General features: G+C 67.4%; 11 protein-coding genes and 1 pseudogene. 4 read left to right on the forward strand and 8 right to left on the reverse strand.

Annotation, left to right across the window (positions count from 1 at the left end; translation table 11 throughout):
- Nucleotides 1-135: 135 nt before the first annotated feature.
- On the reverse strand, nucleotides 136-1,431 hold the full coding sequence (locus BLP83_RS04595; protein WP_091239318.1) for a trypsin-like serine peptidase: 1,296 nt from the start codon (nucleotides 1,429-1,431) through the stop codon (nucleotides 136-138).
- A 227-nt stretch (nucleotides 1,432-1,658) separates the two neighbouring features.
- Here BLP83_RS04595 and BLP83_RS04600 point away from each other — a divergent pair, with 227 nt between their 5' ends.
- Together BLP83_RS04600 and BLP83_RS04605 are read left to right on the forward strand one after the other, a co-directional pair.
- On the forward strand, nucleotides 1,659-2,222 hold the full coding sequence (locus BLP83_RS04600; RefSeq protein ID WP_091239319.1) for an ECF-type sigma factor: 564 nt from the start codon (nucleotides 1,659-1,661) through the stop codon (nucleotides 2,220-2,222).
- Complete coding sequence (locus BLP83_RS04605) at nucleotides 2,219-4,990, forward strand: serine/threonine-protein kinase (RefSeq protein ID WP_091239321.1); 2,772 nt, start codon at nucleotides 2,219-2,221, stop codon at nucleotides 4,988-4,990. Before BLP83_RS04600 ends, BLP83_RS04605 begins: the two co-directional genes overlap by 4 nt.
- A gap of 429 nt (nucleotides 4,991-5,419) precedes the next feature.
- Here the strand turns inward: BLP83_RS04605 and BLP83_RS04610 are convergent, their stop codons facing one another.
- Nucleotides 5,420-6,370, reverse strand: coding sequence for a hypothetical protein (locus BLP83_RS04610; RefSeq protein ID WP_143006537.1), 951 nt, complete (start codon nucleotides 6,368-6,370; stop codon nucleotides 5,420-5,422).
- Between the two features lie 474 nt (nucleotides 6,371-6,844).
- On the opposite strand from BLP83_RS04610, the gene BLP83_RS04615 reads away from it, so the two are divergent.
- Entirely contained in the window at nucleotides 6,845-7,396 is a 552-nt protein-coding gene (locus tag BLP83_RS04615; protein WP_176764000.1) for an ECF-type sigma factor, read from the forward strand.
- Between the two features lie 156 nt (nucleotides 7,397-7,552).
- Here BLP83_RS04615 and BLP83_RS04620 read toward each other — a convergent pair whose 3' ends face one another.
- From BLP83_RS04620 to BLP83_RS04645, 6 genes are all read right to left on the reverse strand, one after another.
- The gene (locus BLP83_RS04620) at nucleotides 7,553-8,350 is read right to left on the reverse strand and encodes an EAL domain-containing protein (protein WP_425388958.1); all 798 of its coding nucleotides are present in this window, start codon (nucleotides 8,348-8,350) and stop codon (nucleotides 7,553-7,555) included.
- A 421-nt stretch (nucleotides 8,351-8,771) separates the two neighbouring features.
- Nucleotides 8,772-11,060, reverse strand: a complete 2,289-nt coding sequence (locus BLP83_RS04625; protein ID WP_091239326.1) for a thiamine pyrophosphate-dependent enzyme — start codon at nucleotides 11,058-11,060, stop codon at nucleotides 8,772-8,774.
- Between the two features lie 91 nt (nucleotides 11,061-11,151).
- Nucleotides 11,152-16,362: a DNA repair ATPase gene (locus BLP83_RS04630; RefSeq protein WP_091239327.1), complete on the reverse strand. Its 5,211-nt coding sequence runs from the start codon at nucleotides 16,360-16,362 to the stop codon at nucleotides 11,152-11,154.
- A 321-nt stretch (nucleotides 16,363-16,683) separates the two neighbouring features.
- Nucleotides 16,684-18,771, reverse strand: a complete 2,088-nt coding sequence (locus BLP83_RS04635; RefSeq protein ID WP_218121188.1) for a flotillin family protein — start codon at nucleotides 18,769-18,771, stop codon at nucleotides 16,684-16,686.
- A gap of 78 nt (nucleotides 18,772-18,849) precedes the next feature.
- Nucleotides 18,850-19,503, reverse strand: a complete 654-nt coding sequence (locus BLP83_RS04640; protein WP_091239329.1) for a hypothetical protein — start codon at nucleotides 19,501-19,503, stop codon at nucleotides 18,850-18,852.
- Nucleotides 19,504-19,702: 199 nt separating this feature from the next.
- Nucleotides 19,703-20,863 carry an acyl-CoA dehydrogenase family protein gene (locus BLP83_RS04645; RefSeq protein ID WP_091239331.1) on the reverse strand — a complete coding sequence of 387 codons (1,161 nt, stop codon included), beginning with the start codon at nucleotides 20,861-20,863 and terminating at the stop codon, nucleotides 19,703-19,705.
- 386 nt (nucleotides 20,864-21,249) lie between these two features.
- Between BLP83_RS04645 and BLP83_RS04650 the strand changes: the two are divergent.
- Nucleotides 21,250-22,170 (forward strand): annotated as a pseudogene (locus tag BLP83_RS04650) (metalloregulator ArsR/SmtB family transcription factor); the annotation flags it as partial.
- Between the last annotated feature and the right edge of the window lie 73 nt (nucleotides 22,171-22,243).

Consider the following 22,243-nt stretch of genomic DNA (forward strand, 5'->3'; position numbering starts at 1 on the left):
CCCTTCCGGGGAGTTTTTGAAGTCGGCGATCCGGCGCAGGTCCGTACCGCCTCGCGACACCTCAATCGCTCACGCGCTTGCTTCGTCGTCCCGGCCATCCCTGGCCGGGCTAACAGGCTGTTTTTGAGCAGCCTGCTAGGGCTTGTCAGCCTTGAAGTAAGCGATCATGTCGAGCACTTCCGGCGTCACGCGGCGGATGCCGTTGACGTACACATCGCTCGCCGTGCATGTCGTGCAGGTCTGGGTGCTGACCACGCCGAACACGACATGCCCCGAACCGTTCCAGGCATCGGTGAACACCGCCGAGCCGGAGTGGCCGCGGCTCAGGTCGCAGTTGGTGGAGAAGCGCGCCGCCCAGCCGTCCGCACCGTTGCTGCCGAAGCTGCCGATCTCGCAGGGCTGGGTGTCCTGGTAGGCCCAACCTTGCAGGCTGTTGTTGAGGCGACATTCGAGCGGCGCCTCGTTGAAGCCGCAGGCCGGGTAGCCGCGGTTGTAGCACTGACCGCCGAGGAAGCCGGGGCCGAAGGGCACCTTGTCGCAGTAGTCCTCCAGCGACCCCTGGGCGATCGCGGCATAGCCCAACCAGCCGGTCTGACTGCCCGGCGTGCCGTCGAGCACGATCAGGCCGTAGTCGTGGTTCCAGGCGTTGCGGCTGGCACGCCAGGCGGCCGGCGTGTAGTACCAAACGCCTTGCTGTTCGCCGTAGGGCTCGCAGCTGGCGTTGTTGCAGCTGCCCTCGCGGCCCGCACGGAAGCGCCCACCGAGGGTCCAGGTGCCCTCGAAGCTGCCGTCGTCCTGCTCGATCCAGCCAAACAGGCAGTGGGCAGCCGTCAGCACATGACGACGCCCGACCAGGGTGCCCGAGCAGCCCCAGTCAAGGCCGCCACCGATCTGGCCCATGGCGCGATAGGGATAGCTGGTGTTGTCGAAGCGACGGGTGCGGCTGTCCTTGCCATGGCTCCAGCCCTTGGCGTCGCCCAGCAGCGGCATCTGCATCTCAGCGCCGGCGACGGTCGAAGTATTGGCGAGGCCTTCGTAGCCCTGCTCCCAGCCGGCCTTGGCAGAGAGCATGCGCAGGCTGCGAGCGGTGTCGAGCGGCAGCTCGACCAGGTACTCGTCGCCGGTGCGCAGATTGACCGCCACCCAGTGACGCGCGTCCAGTTCAGCGGATACGGCTTTCAGGCGGTCTTCGACCTCGTTCTCGCCGCCCTCGGGCAGCGGTGACTCTGCGCCCAGGGTGTCGATGTCGCCGAAGCGGGCCTTGCCGAAGCGCTCCCAGCGAACCTCCACGTGCGACTTGGTGGGCACCAGCTCGCTGCCGAAGGCGGCCTGCAGGTCGAGGCTGCGGTATTCGACCTGGGCGCATGCGGCGTTGGCAGCAATCCCAAGGCCAAGCAGCAGGCCGCTGCGGATCAGGCGCATCGTGTTCATGGTGGATCTCCTCAAGCATCAATACGGTCCGACGTCCCGGCGGGCAGCGCTGCACCGCGCGTCGTCAGCCCCGTACACGTGGCGCCGCATCGAAAACGACAGCGAGCCGGAATCAAGCGGTCGGGGCAGGCCCGCGCGGTGCGCAGCGGCAGGTTGCGCCTCGACATTCCGCAGCGCGGCCCATGCCCGCCGTATGATTCCGCCTGCACACCACTGCCCGGGACGCGATGGACGCCGACATCACCCAGCTCCTGCAGCGCCACCGCAGCGGCGAGCGCGCCGCCTTCGACGCGCTGGTCCCCATGGTCTATGGCCGGCTGCGCGAGATCGCCAAGCGCCAGCGCCGCCGCGATGGGCTGGGCGGTGAGACGCTGTCGACCACCGCCCTGCTGCAGGAGGCCTGGCTGCAGCTGGTCGACGAGACCGGCGTCGACTGGCAGAGCCGCACCCACTTCTTCGCGATCTGCGCCCGGGCGATGCGGCGCATCCTGGTCGACGCCGCGCGCGCACGCTGCCGCGACAAGCGCGGCGGCGGCCAGCCCGACCTGACCCTGACGCCCGACCTGGTGGCCATCGATACCCAAGCCGAGGACATCCTCGCGGTGGACCTCGCACTGGAGCAGCTGCGCCAGTTCAACGAACGCCTGGCCCAGGTGGTCGAGTGCCGCTACTTCGGCGGCCTGAGCGAGGAGGAAACCGCGGCCGCACTCGACACCTCCCTGCGCACCGTGCAGCGCGACTGGCTGCGCGCCCGCGCCTGGCTGCTAAAGGCCTTCCAGGGCGAGCCGTGAGCCTCGACCGCCGCATCGAGATCGATCGCCTGCTGATGCAGGCCCTGGAGCTGGAGGACGATGCACGCCCGGCTTTTCTGGCCACCATCGACGACGCCTCGCTGCGTGCCGATGTCGAGGAGATGCTGGCCCTGTGCGCCTCCGATACCGACCCGCTGGCGCTCGATGCCGCTGCAGCAGCGCGCCTGATCGATGCCGCGGTCGAGCAGGGCAGCCCTGCCCTGTCGGCCAGCCTTGGCTTGGAGGACAGCGCCCTACCCGAACAGATCGGTGGCTGGCGCATCCTGGAGCGGATAGGCCAGGGCGGCATGGGCGAGGTGCTGAAGGTCGAGCGCATCGACGCCGGCTTCGAGCAGCTCGGCGCCATGAAGCTCATTCGCAGCGGCTTCGCGATCGGCGAGTTCGCGCGGCGCTTCCTGCAGGAGCGGCAGATCCTCGCGCGTCTGAACCACCCGGGCATCGCCAGCCTGCTCGACGGCGGCCGCGATGCGCAGGGCCATCCCTACCTGGTGATGGAGTATGTCGACGGCGCCCCCATCGACCAGTACTGCGACAGCCAGCGGCTCGGCGTCGAGGCCCGCATCGAGCTGTTCATCGAGGTCTGCCGCGCGGTGGCTCACGCGCATCGCAGCCTGGTCATCCATCGCGACCTGAAACCCTCGAACATCCTGGTGCGGGCGGATGGACGGGTGAAGCTTCTGGATTTCGGTATCGCCAAGGTGCTGGGCGATGGCGAAGGCGGGGACCCGCTGGCCACGCGCATCGAGCAGCGCATGTTCACCCCCGACTACGCCTCGCCCGAGCAGGTGCGCGGACAGCCGGTGACCACCGCCAGCGATGTGTATCAGCTGGGACTGCTGCTGTACGAACTGCTCTGCGGCCATCGCGCCCAGCGCGTCGGCCACACCGGGCCCGCTTCGATCGAACGAATCGTCTGCGAGCAGGACCCGACCCGCCCCAGCCAGCGCATCGGCAGCGGCGACACCGAACTCGCCCTGCGTCGCCACCTGCAGCCGCGACAGCTCCGCCGCCGGCTGCGTGGCGATCTCGACACCATCGTCGGCAAGGCCCTGCAGAAGCTGCCGGAACGGCGCTACGGCACGGTCGACGAGCTAATCGACGACCTGATCCGCTCGCGCCAGGGCCGCACCCTGCACGCGCGCCCCGACACCTGGCGCTACCGGATGGGTCGCTTCGTGCGCCGGCATCCCGTGGGTCTCGCTTTCGCGGTGTTGACCCTGGCTCTGCTCAGCATCTATCTCGTGACCCTGAACCTGCAGGCGCAGGCGCTGGAGCGTGAGCGCGACCGTGCGCAGGCGGAGGCTGCCAAGGCACGACAGGTGCAGAGTCTGGTGCAGCGCCTGTTCGAAGGCATCGACCCCGACGTGAGTGGCGGCGAACCCTTGAGCGTGCAGGCCCTGCTGGACCGCAGCTTCGGCCAGATCGAGGGCGAGCTGGGCGCACATCCCGAAGTGCGGGCGGAGCTGCTGCTCACGGTCGGAGACGTGTACGCGGCATTGGGGAACTATGCCCGCGCCAGTGAGCTGCTGACGCAGGCCTTCGGACTCGTCGAGGCGTTGGAGGCGGAACAACCCCTGTTGGCTGCCAAGGTGTATCGCAGTCGAGGGCGGCTGTTGGGTCAGGGCAATGAGCTTGATGAGCCCGAAGCACTTCTCAGGCGCGCACTTGGACTCTTCCGATCCGCAGAATCAGGCGCGGCGCACGAAGTCGCCGAAACGCTTTTTCGTCTTGCCGAGCTGTTGATGCGCAAAGCTCGGCGAGAAGAGGCACTGGCCGCAAGCCGCGAGGCATTGGCGCTGCGGCGGGCCCGCGCCGACACGCCGCCGCTCGATCTGGCCCGAAGCCTGCTGCAGACTGTGATGCTGGAGCAAAGACTTGGAAGGAACCCCAACGCCTCGATCATGCTTCAGGAGTCATTGGACCTGCAGCATCGCGTCCTGCCGCCGCAGCATCCCCTGATAGGCGAAACTCAGGCCAGCCTTGCCCTGGCCCTTCAGGGCGAGGGCCAGTTGGAGCGGGCCCTACCCTTGCATGAAGCCGCGATCCGCAACCTCGAAGCGGCACTGGGCTCAGAGCATCCTTCCTTGGGCATCGCCCTCGGGAACTTCGGGACGCTGCTCTCCCAGCTTGGCCGCCCGGAAGACGCAGAGAAGATCCATCGCCGCGCGCTGCAGATCCATCTTTCAAACTTCGGCCCGGTGCATGCGCGAGTCGCATTGAGCCAGAACTCGATAGGGCGCAGCCAACTCGCGCAAGATCGCTGGACAGAGGCGGTTGAAAGCTTCCGCGCGGCGCTTGCGTCCGCGCCTGACACGCATCGCGTCAACTGGTCGCCCACCTTTGGCTCGAATCTGGCGACTGCCTACCTGGAGTTGGGCAACGCGCGCGCCGCACTCGACGTTCTGGAACAGGTGGAGGTCGACCTTCCGGAGAGTCCGCTCAGCCGAGCCAAATTCAAGGTTCTGCAAGCACGGGCTTGGATCGCGGCAGACGATCCCATCCAGGCTGAGCGGTACGCTCGAGAAGCCATCGAAAGCTTCGAGCAAGTACCAGACCTCGCCACGGAACACGCGGACGCCCATGCATGGCTTGCTGAGGCCTTGGTGCTGCGCGGAGACCTGGCGAACGCAAGGCTGGAACTGGAGCTCAGCCGGGAACTTCACAGATCGCTGCCCGATCCGGACCCGGCAGAGCTGGCGCGGATCGAAGCTCGGCTGGCTGAACTTCGAAACCCTCGCCCGCGCTAGGTCAACGCTGATGCATTCAGCGTTGTCGCGCGCCATGTAGAGCGCGCCCGCGGGTCGAGCACGCACGTGCTTTGGCCAGCGTAAGCGAGTCCGGACCCGTGCCGGACTCGCGACCACGGATCAAGGCCGGGCGGGTCTTGATCCGTGTTGCCCTGGAGCGGGATTGGAAGAGCCCTCCTTGGGTCCATCCGGCTCTCGAACAGTGGCCGCGCATCGCGGAAATGCGCGGACGCAGCCTGGCTGGATGGAGCACCTCAGGGCCCATCGCAAGCTGCGCCCACCATGGAACGGGGCGAGTCGCCTGCCTCTTCCCACTTGATCCGGTTCGCACCGCCGAACAGAGACGCGAGCCGAGAACACCAGCGACCGGAAAAGTGGCATGGGGTCATTGCACCGTGGCCACGGCAGGTCACGAGGAGACGCTCCGCCTCACAACCCGGAGCAGTCGCCTGAGACATTCACCAGCACCGATCGGGCATTGTTCAGGGCGTCATATTCGCCAACCCGGCCACGACTGTCGGCGTGCACGAAGACCCGCCACAAGCCGGCAGGCAAGCCCAGCACGCCTGTGACCACGTGACGTCCACCGGGTGCGAGGGCCGGAAGCGGCTGGCGATCAAGCTGGAGGCCCAGTCGCCGCTCCAGCAGCACGCTGGTGTCGGTTGGACCGGATGTCGCCCAACCGACGTTCTCGATCACGAACGCATAGTCGAAAAAGCAACGACCGTTTTGGGTTGCCAGCGCGCGCGCGGCGGGCAGCGAGAGCACCCGAGTCCAATCGGCTGCAATGCCACCGATCCGGGGCTTTGCGCCAGGACGCATCTCAGGTCTGGCAGTGAGCGGCAGCTGCGGCGGCGGCGGTGCACAGGCCGGGTCATTGTCCGTTTGCTCCGATAGGCTTACCTCTTCGGGCGGGGCACATTCCAGCTCCTCCGGCGGCTTACGCGGCGCGGCAAGCTCCAGCGCTGCAAGTGCGCCCTGCAGCGAGCACCCCGATGACCCGGATCGGATCTCCAAGCGCAGGACATTGAGACCCGTCTGACCGGCTCTTGCCTGTGCATTGAGCACGGCATCCGACCCCAGCCCGGCGGCGCAAGATGGGCCACCGGCCAGTTCAAGCGACTCGGCAAGGAACTCATTGCTGGGGCCCCGCAGACGCCCCTCGAATCGACCTGAGGCGTCACGCTGCAGCTGCAGCAAATAGCGCCCAGGGCGCAGGTCCAGACCCTGTTGGGCCGCGGCGGGCGCGTAGTCGAACTCCAGCACCTGGATATCCGGGGTGGGCGCGGTCTGGGCGAGGCTCGGCGGCGCCGCGAACGCGGTGGCGCAAACGGCAGCGACAGCGGAAGCGAGGATGCGGGCGGGGGTGCAGAAGGACATGGCGGTCTCCGTGGAGCGTGGGTATATGGGCGCGAGTGCCGGAAAGGTGTCGAGTCCGAGCTTTCTTGCGTCCTGCCCATGAGAGTCGTCGGCGCGCGGCAAAACCCGCCACGTGATCTTCAAGTCGGTGCTGGATTCAGTCGCAGGCCCGAGGAGACCGCCGTCCGGCACGCTTCGGCGGACCCGAAAGCGCGATGCATGCCGCGAGCCCCGATAGGGTGGACCCTGGCCCATCCTGGCGAGCAGCAGCGCTGCCGGTGCATCGACCTCTGGCCACCTCGACTGGGGAGGTCGCGCGGTCGACGGCGATGACCGGCGCGAGCGTCCAGCGCATGGTGGGCCGGGCTCACCCTGTGGGCGACCAAGATTTCGCATCGTCGAGCCTGGGCGAACGGGATGAAGTGGCGGGATCAGGGGCGCCGCGTCGACTTGAAGCAGGACCGTCCCGGTCATGCCCCCTGTCAGGAGCCCGCCATGCACAGTCCCGATGCACGTCCCCACAGCCCCCCTTCCACGGTCGGACAGAAAGCCGCAGCGCGCTCGCTGTCGGATCTGTACGCCCGACTGAAGCGCATCGCCGGTCGCCAGCTCGGCCAGGCGCCCTCGCCTGCCACCCTGTCGGCGACGGTGCTGGTCCATGAAGCCTATTTGCGCGTGGCCGGGGGCGGTCTTCTCGAAGCTCGCGACGAATCGCACCTGCTCTCGCTGTGGACGCGAACGATGCGACATGTGCTGATCGACTATTGCCGCGCGCGCGCCACCGCCAAGCGTAGCGGCCACAAACTCGACATCGACGAACTCGACTGCGCGCAGCGCGCCGATCCGGACGCCCTGCTCGCGCTGGAGCAAAGCCTGCGCGCGCTGGATGCGCACGACCCTCGGCTCGCACAGGTGATCGAGCTGCGCGTGTTCGCCGGGCTCGACACCCACGGAATCGCGGCACAGCTGGGCCTCGATGTGCGCACGGTGCAGCGCGATTGGGTGCGCGCCAGGGCCTGGCTGCAGGACAGTGTCGCCCCCTGCTGAGGGCCGGCCGACAGTGCCGGCGATTGAGGCCGTCGGGAGCCTTGGGGCCGCGGTCCCCGCTGTGCATCGGCCTGTGCCTTTGAGGACGCCCCCCCCTGCGAGGCGATCTCGGAAAGCGCTGACGGCCCCCAGCCTTGCGGAGAGGCGAGCCCCGATTCAGCCCGTCCCCAGCGCGTCCCACTGTGCGTCGCTGAGTTCGGTCAAGGCCTCGAATGCCGGGCGCGCGATCAGGTAGCCCTGGAAGAGTTCAATGCCGAGATCGCGCAGCGCGGCGAGCTCCTCGCGCGTTTCCACGCCTTCCGCGATCACCGTCGTCTGCAGGTCCGCTGCGACCCCACAGATGCCACGCACGATGGCGCGACGCGCGTGATCGCGGTCGATACCCCGCACCAGCGCGAGGTCGAGCTTGATCAGGTCGACGCGCACTTCCGCCAGCAGATTGAGGCCCGAGTAGCCGGCGCCGAAATCATCGATCGCGGTTCGGAAGCCACGGCTGCGGTAGTACTCGACGATATTGCGGAGGTGGCGCTGGTCGTCGATGCGCTCAGCCTCGGTGATCTCGAAGATGATCTGTTCGATCGGGAAGCCGAAGGTCTCGGCAGCCTCCAGCGTCGTGCGGATGCACAGCTCGGGCCGGTACACCGCGTTCGGCATGAAATTGATGCTGAGCAGGCTCTGCATCCGCAGGCGCGAGGCCAGCTCGATCGCCGTGCAGCGACAGGTCTGGTCGAAGCGGTAGCGGTTGGCGTCAGAAACCTGGGCGAAGATGCTGGCGGCGGATTCCCCTTTCGGACCACGCACCAGGGCCTCGTGGGCGAACACCTGGCGGCGCGCCACATCCACGATCGGCTGGAAGGCCATCGACAGCTCAAAGCCCAGTGCGGTGCCGTCGCGGCACTGGCGACAGCCCAGGGCGCGGAAGTCTGGCGGCATGGGGCGCGGTTCGACGCTCATCGGCACTCCGGGTGTGGGGACGGGGCCATGGCCCAGGGCCTGGACGTGCAAGCAGCGTACCCGGTTGCCACGCGGGAAGCGGAGCCCGGGCGAAGACACCCTGGCCCGACCCGAGCGCGCCTCGGGCGAGAGCGCGAATCGCGCCCGCAGTGCCGAGGCGCTCGCCATCAGCGCGAAACAGCCGACCCGGTGGCCGGCGTCCAGCTCGGGTGGGCAGGGCCCACCCCGTGCGAGATCAAGGGCGCGCAGCGATTCGCCTGGCGCTGGCACGCGTGATTCGCGGAGCGAACAGCGTGCCGGCAGGCTTCAAGCGAGAAGCGTCGCGGCTAGGCCCCAGGCCGAAGAGCCACCGGGCTTGGTCGGAGCCGCCAGCGACTCCTGCGAATCCCGAATCCCGAATCCCGAATCCCGGAGATGGCCCTCAGGCCAGCGACCTGCCCGCCGCGATGATCTCCTCGTCGCCCGGCAACACCAGGAAGGCCGCGCCCGCCAGCGGGGTGAAGGTGTCGGCGCCAACGACGCGCTTCAGCGGCGTGGCGCCGAAGCCGGCTTCGACGATGGCGGTGATGATGCCCTCGCCGACGCCCGCCGAGCGACGGCCTTCGTCGACCACCAGGATGCGCTTCGCCGTCTTCGCCTGTTCGGCGATGAAACCTTCGTTGAGTGGCTGCAGCCAGCGCAGGTCGATGACGCGGCTGCTCCAGCCGAGCTGCTCCTTCCATGCGCGCTGGGCGCGCAGGCACATGGGCACGGCGTTGCCGAAGGTGAACACGACGAGGTCATCACCCGCGCTGCCGTCCTCGGGCGCATACACCCTGCCCTCGCCCAGCGGAATCGCCTGATCGGGCGCGGGGTATTGGGTGAGCCAGCCGCCGTCGCCCGGCGCGTGCAGGTCCTTGGCCATGTACAGCGCGATCGGCTCCAGGAAGGCGCAGACACGACCGTCGACCTTGGCCAGAGCCATCAGCGTGCGCAGCATCATCGCCGCGTCATCACCGCGCGAAGGACACGCCACCACGAGGCCGGGAATGTCGCGCAGGGCGGTGATCGAGTTGTCGTTGTGGAAATGGCCGCCGAAGCCGCGCTGGTAGCCCAGCGAAGCGATGCGCATGACCATCGGGTTGCGGTACTGGCCGTTGGAGAAGAACTGCAGGCTGGCCGCCTCGCCGCGGATCTGGTCGCAGGCGTTGTGGAAGTAGGCCAGGTACTGGATCTCGGGCAGCGGCAGCATGCCCATGTTGGCGTAGCCCTGGGCGAGACCGAGGATCATGGTCTCGTCGAGCAGGGTGTTGAACACGCGCCTGCCCGAGAAGGCCTTGAATAGGCCCTTGGTCACCGTGTACACGCCGCCCTTCTGCGCCACGTCCTCGCCGAACAGCAGGCTCTCCGGGTACTTGGCCATGAGATCGTGCAGAGCCTGGTTGATCTGGATGGCCAGATGCTTGGGTGCCTGCTTCTCCGGCAGCTTGTCCTCGCTGCCGAACACCTTGAGGCGCGCCTCGGCATAGTCCGCGCGCGCGGCTTCGGCCTGCACCTTGTGGGGCGTGTACGGCGCCAGCGGCGCCATCACATCTTCAAGCGTGGTGAGCCGCGGGCGACGGTCCGCATCCTCGGCCGCCGCGAAGCAGCGGCGACGGGTGTCTTCGTACAGTTCAAGCAGCGAATCCGGGGTGTACAGGCCCGAGCGCAGGGCGATGTCCGCCGACTTCAGCAGCGGGTCGGTGGCCTCGACCTGCACGAGTTCCTCGATCGAGCGCCACTCGATCTCGAAGTCCGTTCCGGCGTGCCCCATGATGCGCGTGGTGCGCAGGTGCAGGAAGGTCGGTCGACGGGTGCGCCGGCAGTGCTCGACGGCGCGCTGCACGTCGGCCCAGCCGTGGGCCAGGTCGAGACCGTCGGCATAGAAATAGTCGAGATCACGGCGGCCTTCGAAATTGGCGCGCACCCAATCCCGCGGCGTCTTCACCGAGATCCCGATGCCATTGTCCTCGCAGACGAACAGCACCGGCGCCGGCAACCCCTGATAGGCCGTCCACGCAGCGGCGTTGAATGCGGTCTGCGCGGTGGCGTGGTTGCTGGACGCGTCACCGAAGGAACAGATCGCGATGCTGTCGTCCGGAATCGGCAGCGCATGGCCGATGCGCTTGGCCTGTTCGATCGCGATCGCCGTGCCCAGCGCCTTCGGCAGGTGGCTGGCGATGGTCGAAGTCTGCGGCAGCACCCACAGCGGCTTCGAACCCCAGACCTTGTGGCGACCGCCCGAGGCCGGGTCGTCCTTGCTGGCAGCGAAGCTGAGCGCCGAATCCATGATCGGATCGCGTGGTTTCCCATCAGTGTCGGGCAGCTTGCGGAAGCGCTCGGCCATGAAGCCGCCGCTGCGGTAGTGCAGGAAAGCCGGATCGGTGTGGCGGGTGGCCCGCGCCACCATCGCATTGCCTTCGTGGCCGCTGCTGCCGATGGTGTAGAAGACCTTGTTCTGCACCCGCAGCACGCGCGCCATCAGATCCAGATGGCGGCTTATCAGCTGCGACTTCAGCAGCTCATCGAAGGCCGTCGCGCCGAGCGCACTGCCCGGCATGACGGGCTCATCGCCCGCGGCGGGCTGCACCCCACCGCGCCAGTCGCGCACGAATTCGATGAAGTTCTGGTCACAGATCTCGGCGCGGTTCAGGCCGCGCATGCGGGCGGGAATGGGGCTGGGCGTGCTCATGGGCTCGGGGATTGGCCCGGCGGGGGCGCCGGAAAGCCCGGCATGATAGCCGGGCGCCGACCGATTCCGCAGCGCGGGCCGGCGCGTGGCTTCAGCTCTTGCCTGCTTGCGGCGGCTTCCGCAGGGCCACGGCCAGGCTGCGCAGCTCGTTCGCCAGCGCCGCCAGCTGCTGCCGCTCGGCCTCGCTGCCCTGTTGGCGTGCCTGCACCGCTTCGACCAGCGGACGGAAACCCACGTCGAGCGCGTTGCGCAGGCCTCCCAGCCACATGGCCGCATCCGACGCCGTGTCGCGACTGAAGGTGCGGTTCAGGACCTGCTCGTCGAGGATGCGCTGCAGCAGCTGGATGAGTTCGGGGGCGGTCTGCGCGGGCTTGGCCGCCCCGGCCTGCGCGCCCAGCGCCTGCACGCTGGCGACCAGATCATGCAGCTGGGCGATCACCCGCGTGCCGGTGTCGCTGTCGGCGCCGCCCAGCGCCTTGTTGCGCTGGAAGCCCTGCTTGATCGCCTGCCAGCGCTCGGCGCGCGCGGTATCGAGCGTGCCGCGGATCTCGGCCAGCTTGAGCAGGTTCTCCTCGGCACCGCCAGTCAGCAGCTGCGACTCGCCGAGGTAGTGGTCGTCGATGAGCTTCTGCAGCTCGACGGCGTTCATGACCGACGAGATTTTCTCGGCCAGCTTGTTCATGTTGCGGTAGCTGCCCTGCAGCTTGAAGGGCGGCTCGGTGCGGTAGGCCTCGGCCTGGGCGGCGCTGGCGATGTAGGCCTGGTTGACCCGGTAGACGATGTCGCGCACCGCCAGCAGGTTCTTCAGCACCGCCGTGATCTCGTTGAGCTCGGCCGCCGAGTAGGTGTGCGACAGCGCATTCGCCGAGAACTCGCGCCCTTGCGCCCGTTCGACCAGCTTGTACAGATCATTCAAGTCGCGCGTCGCCAGCGGTGCCAGCACCGGCTGCGCGGTCAGACAGTTCTCGACGTAGCTGAGCAGGAAGGCGTCTTCCTTGCCGCCCAGCACCTCACCGAGGTTGTAGACATCGGCACGGTTGGCCAGCATGTCCGGAATCTTGAAGACCTCGCCGCTCTCGGTATACGGGTTGCCGGCCATCACCACGCAGAATTTCTTGCCGCGCATGTCGTAGGTGCGGGTGCGGCCCTGCCACACGCCCTCGATGCGGCGGGTGCCGTCGCAGAGCGAGATGAACTTCTGCAGGAATTCCGGGTGCGTGTGCTGGATGTCGTCGACATACAGCATCACGTTGTTGCCCATCTCCAGCGCGAGGTTGAGCTTCTCCAGCTCCTGTCGCGCGCCGGCATCCGGCGCCTGGGCCGGATCCAGCGAACGCACCTCATGGCCCAGCGAAGGCCCATTGATCTTCATGAAGATCAGGCCCAGTGCATGCGCCACGTACTCCATCAGCGTGGTCTTGCCGTAGCCCGGCGGGCTGATCAGCATCAGCAGGCCCATCAGGTCCGAGCGCTTGCCCTCGCCCACCGTGCCCATCTGCTTGGCGAGGTTGTCGCCAATGATGGGCAGGTAGACCTCGCTGATCAGCTTGTTGCGCACGAACGAGGTCAAGGGCCGCGGCTTGAACTCCTCCAGACGCAGGCGCGCGCGGCCGGCTTCGATCAGCGCGTGGCGACGCGCCTGGAAGGCGCGCAGGCCAGGCAGATGCTGCTCGCGGTGCCGACGCAGGCGGGTCTCGAAGTCGTCGATGCGCAGGCGCAGCACACCTTGCTCGATCCGCGCATGGCTGCTGAGCAGCCCGCTGATCTCGACGGCCAGGTCTGCTTCGCTGATCCGCGTCGGCAGATGCCCGTCCACGCGCATCAGCGCGGCCGCCTCGATGGCGTGGTCGGCGAGATCGACAAAGGCCGGCTCTGCGCAGAGCGCCTCGAACCACTGCCGCCACAGGCCCAGCGCCTCGCCCGGCCGCGCCGACAGCGCTTCCGCCGCGGACTGCAGATCTTCCCAGCGATGCCCCGTGACCAGTCGTTCCTTCAGCCCCTGAACCAGGCGACGCGCGGCCGCGGTGAACAGGAACTGCGGATGCTCTGTGCCCAGCACTTCGACCAGATAGCGCGCGGCGTCACCGCTCAGACGGGCATCGAGCTCGATGGCAGCGGCCGCGCGAAAGCGCTCCATCTCGCGCGCGATCTCGGCGATCAGGCGTTCGCTGGCCGCGTGCTGGCCCAGGGTCTCGATCAGCTGCTGCGCCTGACGCGCGCGCAGCGGCCACAGGCTGGCGCTCTCGCTGTTGGCCTGGGCCTGCCAGGCCAGCGCCGCGAGCGCTCGGGCGGCGGGCGAATGAACGAGCCCACCGGCCGCTTTCCGCAGCGGCAGCCAGGCCGCGAGAATGCGTGCGGCGTCGGCATCGTGGATGCCTTTTTCGTAGCCCTCGCGGTAGCGCGATGCGGTGAACTCGCGCAGACGCTTCGACAGCGCATCGAGCGTGCCCAGCTCAGCCTGCAGGGCGTCCAGACTCTGGCCCTCGCTGCCGGCGCGTGCCGCCTCGAACAGGCTGGCGGCCAGATACTCGGCGCGGCAAACGTGGGCGGATTCCGACTCCAGCGTGTGTTCAGCGAACTCGCGCAGGCGGCTCAGCTCCTCATCAGCGATCGGCTCGTAGTACTCGGTGCCGGTCAGATGCAGGCAGAGCTCGCCGCCCCGCGGCAGCAGGGTCAGGTCCAGGGCCTGGGTGTTGACGCTGAAACGGTGGCGCGGGCCCAGCTTGATGGTGTTGCCGCCGTCCTCGAACAGCTCGCTGCGATCGCGCTGTCCGCGCAGCGCCGCGTCGCGCGCGGCCTTGATGCGAGCCTCGATGTCGTCGGCCTTGACGCTGTCGCGCAGCTCGCGCAGCCGGTTCGCCAGCTCGCGCAGCTTGAGGATCAACGCATCGCCGGCGAAGAAGGCGTGCAGGGCCTCGACCGTCTGCAGGCGCTCGGTGCGACGCGGCAGCCCCTCGAAGATGCGCAGTGCCGCTTCGTGCAGGCCCTGCGCGCGGCGCTGGCGTTCGTCCAGCAGGGCCTGGCGATGGCTCTCGAAGGTCTCCAGCACCTCCTCGCGCTTGGCCAGAATGTCCTGCAGGAAAGCTTCGTGCTCGCCGAAGCGGCTTTCGAGCTCTTCCAGCTGCAGCAGCACGCGCGCCAGCTGCTCCTCGCTGCGCTCGGGATCGGTCGACAGGCTGAGCGCCGAGGCAAGGCTCTGGCCGAACAGCGCGAACTGCGCGCCGAACTGGGCCACCGCCTCGCGGCTGCCCAGCGACCTGCGCTGCTGCTCGGCGCGGGCGCGGGCCTGGTTGAGTCGCGCGTACAGCTCGGAGATCGTCTCGACCACCTGGGTGCGCTGCTGCGCATCCTCGATCGGCAGCCCGGCAAGCAGGTTCGACAGCAGGTCGAGGTCCAGCGACAGCTGGGCCATGCCCTCCAGCGGCGTCTTGAGCTGGGCCACGCCCTGTGCCTTGCCGGCCTCGGCATCCAGCGCGCGCAGGCGCTGGTCCAGCGGCTTCAGCGCGGCGGCCGAGGCCAGGAACTCGCCGGTCGCCGACGACAGCGTCGCCTGTGCGGCGACGACTTCGGCTTCCAGCGCATCGATCGCGGCCACGTCCATATAGCGCGCCTCGCGCAGCGCCAGCAGGCGGCCGCGCTGGGCCTGCAGGCCCGACAGGCCCTCGACGTAGTCGTTGACCGACTCGCAGCGTTCCGGCCGCGCTTTCGCGAGCAGCTCGGACTGCGCACTGCGCGCCTCGCGCAGGCTGCGTTCGCTCTGCGCGCGGATGCTCTCGACCTTCTCGAACTCATCCAGCACGGTTTCGGCGGTGCCGGCGATCTCGCGCACCAGCGGCGCCACGCCCGCGCACTCGGCGCTGTCCAGCCAGTGGTGCAGATCGAACAGGCGTCGACTGTTCTGGCTGAGCAGGCTGTAGCGGGTGGCGCTGACCTCCTCGCTGGATATCTCGCGCACCAGCGAGAGCAGATCCGAAATGCCGCGCACCAGCTCGGCATTGCCGATGCGGCCCATGAAGCTGGTCGCCGGCGGCCTGGCAGCGGCGAACTCCTCGCTCCAGAACGGCGTCTGCCAGACCTGCATGGGGTGCACGCGGGTCGGCTCGTGACTGTCGACCGAGAACAGCACGAAGCGGCCGTCTTCCAGCCGCGCATAGCCGTGACCGAACAGCGGCGTGGCCAGCCGCCGCTCGATCAGGTTGTAGGTGAACAGCGCCTTGGCACCGCTCTCGGGCTCGTAGAACACATAGAGCACGTCCTCGCCGTTCGGCGAGCGCAGGCTGCGCTTGAAGCGCATCCCCTCCATGCTGCGCTCGAAGCTGCGCTGCTCACCGTTCTGCAGCACGTAGCCGCCCGGGTAGACGATGCCGTGGTCCTCAGGCAGCTGCACGCAGCTCTGCCCGATCGCGTCGATGCGGTAGACACGGCGCGCGACGAGGCTGTAGACGAAGTGGCGCACCACCTCTTCGCGGTAGGGCTGCACGCGCAGCAGGATGAGATCGCCGACGCGGGCGTAGTCGATGCGGGCGTCATCGATGCTCTGGGTGGCGTCATCAACCGGCTCGCGGTAGATGCCGAGGCCGTCCTCGGTGTTGTTCTCGACCTTGATGGTGAGGTCGCCGCCGATGGTCTCGACAAAGACCTGATCGACCACGTTCATGTGCGGGAAGCGGCCTTCGACCACGTGCTCGCGGCCGCAGCGCGTCCATTCGAAATCGTGGATTGGCGGCAGGGCGATATCGCGCTCGCCGCGGTTGTCGATGTAGCGCACGTCGCCCGCAGGCGAGACGCTGAAACGGAACACGCGCACGTCCGACAGGCGCTCGCCAATCTGGAACGCAGCCAGCAGCAGGCCGTCGCGCACCATCAACTGCAGAAGGCGGGTGTTCTTGTAGTAGGCGTAGAGCTCCCGGAAATCCTGCATGAAGCCCTGGGCGCCGAGAAAGCTGCCGGCCAGTTCAACCGGCTCGACGTCGAAGCCCCCTTCGCCTTCGACCAGGCGATACAGCGCGAAAACATCGCTGACCTGGGTCTCGCGCTTGAGGCCCAGGAACACGTTGTAGCCGAACAGCAGGAAGTCGCCGACCCGCACCAGATCGCGCGCCACTGCGTTGTGCTCGGTGCGCACGCGCAGGCGGCCGATGATCTTGAGCTCGCTGCTGCCGAACTCGTCCAGCCGCTGCCGATTCAGCCCTTCGGCGAGGCCACGCAGACGCCCGCCCTGCTCCAGCAGGCGCGCGCGCAGCACTTCATAGGCGCCACCTTCGGCGACGGCCTGGTCTACGAGGGATTCGGGTGTGGTCATGCTTTGAACTCTTCGAGCAGAAGGAGTCTGGAGATCGCGATCCGCGACGATCCATCAATCGCGGTTGTCGAGATCTCCCCTCTCCCCGTGGGAGAGGGATCGGGGGAGAGGGTTCGGGAGTCCTCGGTCTCAAAGCTGCGGCGGCCTGCTTCAACAACTCCGAGAACTGCGGCAATTCAGAAACTTGCACTGCTGCGCAAGACCCGGACCCTCTCCCCAACTCCTCTCCCATGGGGAGAGGGGCTGGAGCAGCGACAAGGGACAAGGGACAAGGCCGAGTTATGGCATGTCTCTCGAGTCGCTCCCCAGCGCAAGCGCAGTTCAGACTGACGAACTCTTCTCCGGTCCGACCTTCCCTTCAGCCGCCTCCGCCTCCGCCGCCTTCAACGCCGCCACCTTCCCCGCCGTCACCCCGCCACCCAGGAACTTCGACAGCACGTCCTGCACCACCGGGCTCTTGCCGACCGCGCCTTCGATCGCCTTGCCGACGCTGAGTGCCTTGGCGAAGGTCTCGAAGAATTCGCCGCCGCCGCCGACGATGTCGACCTTGGCCTTGGACAGCGCCGCCGCCAGCACATCGGCCTGCTCACGGGCGATGTCCTTGTTGGCTTCGATCGCGGCCATCGCCTGCTCGAAGTTCTTCTCCAGCTGCATGCGGAATTCCTCGTGCGCACGCGCCGAGTCCGACAGGCCGGACAGCGCCTCGAACTTCTTGACTAGACCTTCGGCTTCCGACTCGTAGCGACGCTTCAGCACCTCGGCCTCGGACAGGCCCACCTCGCGGATCGCCACCGCCTTGGCGCCGCCGAGCTGTTCTTCGCCGCGCGCCTGCGCGCCCAGCTTCTCTTCCAGCACCTTGGCTTCCGCCAAGCCGTCCTTCTGCTTGGCCTCGGCCTGGGCTTCGATGATCCGCGCCTGCGCAAAGCCTTTCTCCTGCTCGCCGCGGGCTTCGGCGGCCAGCTTCTCGGCGACCACCTTGGCCTCGGCCAGACCTTCCTTCTCCAGCGCCGCGGCGTTGACTTCGCGCACGCGCGCATCCGCCAGCCCGGGCGCCGCGCGCTCGGCCTCGATGCCCTCGGCCATCTTGCGCTTGGCCTCGGACTGCTTGCCGGCGGCTTCCAGCTCGGCCTGCGCGAGGGTGGTGATCTCGACGGCCTTGTACTTGGCCTTGCTCTCGTCGGCCTCGGCCTGCTTGACCTGCTTGACCAGCTCTTCCTCGGCGCGGGCCTGGGCATCGAGGATCGCCACCTGCTTGGCGCGCTCGGCCTCGGAGATCTCGCGCACTTCCTTGATGCGCTCCTCTTCCTGGGCCACGGTCTTCTCGACCGCGATGCGCTCGCGCACGACGTTGGCGATCAGCTTGCGCTGCTCTTCGAGGGCCTTTTCCTTCTCGATGCGCTGAAGCTCGACTTCGCGCTCGCGCGACACCACTTCGAGCGCCCGCGCGCGCTCGACCTTTTCCTTCTCGATGATCACCGCGCGCTGGCGGTTCTGCTCGGCCACCTCGACCTCGCGCAGACGGTTCTGCTCGCGGATGTCGATCTGCTCCTGCGCGGCGAGACGCGCCTGCTCGGCCTTCAGGCGCTCTTCTTCCTGCACCTTCAGGGTCTCGGCTTCTTCGCGGGCCTTGATGGTGGCGATCTCACGCGCCTGCCGCGCTTCGGCATCGGCCTGCTGTCGAGCCAGCGCCAGCAGCGCCTCCTTGGTCTCGACGTTCTTCTTGGTCATCGCCAGCTCTTCGTTGCGCTCCAGCTCGTTGGTGATGACGTTCTGGGCAGCGGTGAGCTCGGTGATCTTGCGGATGCCTTCGGCATCGAGAATGTTGCTGGGGTCCAGCGAAGACTTCGGGGTCTGCTCGAGATAGTCGATGGCGACGTCTTCCAGCACATAGCCGTTCAAGTCGTTGCCGATGACCTCGACGATGCGGTCGCGGAACTCCTGGCGGTTCTCGAACAGATTGACGAAGTCGATCTTCTTGCCGACCGTCTTCAGCGCCTCCGAGAACTTGGCGTTGAACAGCTCGTTGACTGCGTTCTTCTCGGACGCGCGATCGACGCCGATGGCCTTGGCCACCTTCAGCACATCCTGCTGGGTCTCGTTGACGCGCAGGTAGAAAGCGACGGTGATGTCGGCGCGCATGTTGTCGCGGCAGATCAGGCCGTCCTTGCCCCGCCGATCCACCTCAAGGGTGATCAGCGAGATCTTCATGAACTCCTTCTTGTAGATCACCGGCAGTACCAGGGCGCCGGTGAAGTGCACCTTGGGCGTCGAGGACAGGTCGTTGACGATCAGGGCGGTGCCCTGCGGGACCTTGATATAGAAGGACTTGATCAATGCGAACAGCGCGAACAGCGCAAGCAGTACCACGCCCGCAATGATGAGGATGGGAATCAAGGCTTCAGTGCTCACGTCATATCCCTCGTCTGGGTGATGGAAAGCTCGTTGGAAGGGACTGGAGTGTCAGTCCCCACGGCGCGCTGGGAAGGCTCAGTTCGCCCGATCGGCCACAACGGAATGCGGCGCCGCGGCGGGCCGCGCAATCCGGTAGGCGTGACGATCGGGGAGGTAGTCAACGATGAGGGCGATGTCGCCACGACGGAACTCACCGTCCAGCGCCCTCACCTGCAGGATCAGGCCAGCAGCGCCATCGTCGTATTCAGCGAGACCTTGCTGTTCACTAACCTCGGGGCTGCGTATGCGCACATGCTCGCCAAGCAGAGACACCGCATCCCGCCCTGGCACTGGCGCAAAAAGTCTGCGCAAGGGCTGCAGCAGCAGTCCGGCGAACGGCAGCGCCAGGAACAGCAGCACCGGCGTGAGCACCACGCCAGCAAGCAGGCGCATGACGGGGGAATCAAGCCCGCTCAAGAACAGGTAATCGACGAAGTAGCACGCTAGCCATGCGAGCGAGACAAGCGCTGTGTAGATCAAGCCGAAGGGCAGACCGCCAAACCCGAACTTCAGCATCAGGGCGCTGAGCAGCCCTCCGCCATTGCCTGCACCAGCGCCATCGGACAGGTCCAGGACCTCGAAATCGAACAGTCCCAGCAGGGTCAGTAGCCAGTAACCCACGGCCACCAGCAGCAGCACGCTCAGGATCAGTGTCGGAAATGACAGTGCGATGTCGAGGAATCGGTCCACGCAGCCCCCTGTTCATGCCTCCACCGCCCCTCGCGGGTGGATTCAAACGCTGACGACGGCGCGAACCGCGCGGTGTGACCGTCGATGCAGCAGCGGAAGAATACGTGGCGAAAAGGTTTTTGGGAGCCCTGGCACGACGCAAAAGAAAACGCGCCGGATTGCTCCGGCGCGTTCTCGGCGGCCCGCTGCGCGGAAGGCTTCAGCGCAGCCCGGTCTCGTTGCGGGCGATGACCAGGCGCTGGATTTCGCTGGTGCCCTCATAGATCTCGGTGATCTTGGCGTCGCGGAAGTAGCGCTCGAGCGGCATTTCCTTCGAATAGCCCATGCCGCCGTGGATCTGCAGGGCCTGGTGGGTGATGTACATCGCCGCTTCCGACGCGGTGAGCTTGGCGACCGAGGCTTCGGTGCTGAAGCGGCCGCCGACCTTGTCCGCCTCGGCCTTGGCCCAGGCAGCGCGCAGGGTCAGGATCTCGGCCGCATCCAGCCGGCACTTCATGTCGGCGATCTTGGCCTGGATCATCTGGAACGAGCCGATCGGCTGGCCGAAGCTCTTGCGCTCCTTCACGTAGGCCACCGCGGCCTTGTAGGCGGCGCGGGCCAGGCCCACGGCCTGCGAGGCGATGCCGATGCGGCCGGCGTCGAGCACGCCCATGGCGATTTTGAAGCCCTCGCCCTCCGTGCCGACCACTTCGTCCGGCGTGGCCACGTAGTCCTGGAACTCGATTTCGCAGGTGGCCGAAGCGCGGATGCCGAGCTTGGGCTCGGTCTTGCCGCGGTGGAAGCCCGGCTTGGTCGTGTCGACCATGAAGGCGGTGATGCCCTTGGCGCCCTTCGACGGGTCGGTCATGGCGAACAGGATGATGTACCTGGCCACCGGGCCGGAGGTGATCCAGCTCTTCTTGCCGTTGATCACGTAGGTACCGTCGGCCTGCTTCGCGGCCTTGCAGCGCATGGCGGTGGCGTCCGAACCCGACTGCGGCTCCGTCAGCGCGAAAGCGCCAATCTCCTCACCCTCGGCGATCGCGCGCACGTACTTCTGCTTCTGCGCCTCGGTGCCGAACTTCAGGATGCCGTTGCAGAACAGCGAGTTGTTCACCGAAACGATGGTCGAGTGGGCGCAGTCGGCCTCGGCGATCTCGATCATGGCCAGCACGTAGCTGATCGGGTCCATGCCGGCACCGCCGTACTCTGCCGGCACTTCGATGCCCATGAGTCCGGCTTCGCCGAGCGTGCGGATGTTCGCGAGCGGGAATTCGCCGGTCTGGTCGTGGTGCTCGGCGCTGGGCGCGATCTTCTCCTGCGCGATGCGACGCGCAACGTCGCGGATCATCAGCTGCTCTTCGGTGAAGTTGAAGTCCATGGCGGCTCCTGGCTAAGTCGGGAAATTCAAACGAGCGCTTGAAAACTCCGCGAGTTTAACCCGGTTCAGGGGCGCGCCGGATCAAGGCGAAGTGGACAGGTGGCCGATGGAAGCCGGGATCGAGGGTCCGGGCGTCGCGTCGCGTCGGGTCGTGCCGCCCCGATCCACAGGCTGTGTGGTGCAGCCCCCTTCCCGCCCCCTGCGGGAGCTCCTTCACAGGAAGCCGCATTGTCTCCATCGGCTAAAGGACGGTAAGGGCGACCGGAGGCATGGCCACAAGCGCCGCGATCGCCGGGAGTTCACCCGCGCCGAGCCCTGCAGAGCTTGACGCACTCCAGGCCCCTGCCTACCCTGCTTCATCTTTGAATCCGGATGAAGCGATAGCCATGGATCTGAACGCCTGGTCGGCCTGCCTGCGCGTGCTCGCGGATGGCACCCGCGTGCGTCTGCTGGCGCTGCTGGAACGCGAAGAGCTGACCGTCGCCGAGCTGGCCTCGATCACGATGCTGGCGCAGCCGCGCGTATCGACCCACTTGGCCAAGCTCAAGGACGCCGAGCTGGTGCTGGATCGCCGTGCCGGCGTCTCCGCCTACTACCGCTTCAACGAGGCGCTGCCGCCGGCCGAGCGCGCCCTGTGGGACACCTTGCGCCGCGGCACCGACGACCCCCTGCTGCGCCAGGATGCCGAGCGCCTGCCCGAAGTGCTGGCCCTGCGCGCGGCCGAGGAGAACTGGGCGGACACGGTCGCCGGCGACATGGAGCGCCACTATTCGCCCGGACGCACCTGGGAAGCGCTGGCGCGCTCCGCCCTGCCCTTGATGCGGCCCGGCGAGGTGCTCGACATTGCCTCCGGCGACGGCGTGCTGGCCGAACTGGTGGCGCCGCACGCCAAGCGCTATGTCTGCATCGACTCCAGCGCCCGCGTGGTCAGCGCCGCCACCGAGCGGCTTTCGCGCCACGCCAACGTCGAAGTCGTCGAGGGCGACATGCACGCGCTGCCCTACCCCGAAGCCAGTTTCGACCTCGTCGTGCTGATGCACGCACTGACCTATGCCGACAAGCCGGCCAAGGCCGTGGCGGAAGCCGGTCGCGTGCTCCGACCGGGCGGTCGCCTGCTGCTGACCAGCCTCGCCAAGCACGAACACCAGGCGGCGGTGGCGCCCTACGGACACGTCAACCTCGGCTTCAGCGAGAAGGAACTCAAGCGCTTCGCCGAGAAGGCGGGTTTGAGCGTGCAGACGGCCAGCACCGTCACCCGCGAGCGCCGCCCGCCGCATTTCGAGGTCATCGCCCTGATCGCCCACAAGACCTGAGCGCCTGAGGGAGATGCGGTAACGGATCACATCATCCGTGCCGCATGGGCTGGGCCCTGGCCCACCG

Origin of the sequence: Aquimonas voraii (assembly GCF_900101825.1) — a bacterium.
In the GTDB taxonomy this organism is placed as follows: Bacteria; Pseudomonadota; Gammaproteobacteria; order Xanthomonadales; family Xanthomonadaceae; genus Aquimonas; species Aquimonas voraii.